This window comes from Sedimentibacter sp. B4 (genome assembly GCF_000309315.1).
GTDB lineage: Bacteria > Bacillota > Clostridia > Tissierellales > Sedimentibacteraceae > Sedimentibacter > Sedimentibacter saalensis.
This window is the reverse complement of record NZ_CANG01001068.1, coordinates 1-240: the sequence shown is the minus strand read 5'-3', so window position 1 is coordinate 240 and position 240 is coordinate 1. Positions and strand designations below refer to the sequence as shown.

Annotated in this window: 1 pseudogene; it reads right to left on the bottom strand. The window is 65.4% G+C overall.

Going from position 1 to position 240, the window contains the following annotated elements:
* Nucleotides 1-38: 38 nt before the first annotated feature.
* Nucleotides 39-240 (bottom strand): annotated as a pseudogene (locus tag BN358_RS21710) (1-deoxy-D-xylulose-5-phosphate reductoisomerase); the annotation flags it as partial.

Here is a 240-nt window from a genome sequence, read left to right as displayed (position 1 = left end):
AGACCATGATCAGCGTGAAGAACGCGATCCCAAGGCGATCACGGTGAGGGTTTCCATTCAGTGTCCTGGTCGATCCGGCTCGTCGCCGCAGCGCGGGCCCAGGCATCCGCGGCCAGCACCGTCGCCACGCTGAGCGATCCGGTGACCGGCCGGGCGAGATGGGCGTCCACCACGTCGGCTACCACCTCAACGATGCCAGCAAAGTCCAACTTCCCGGCACAGAAGGCGTCCACGCAGACA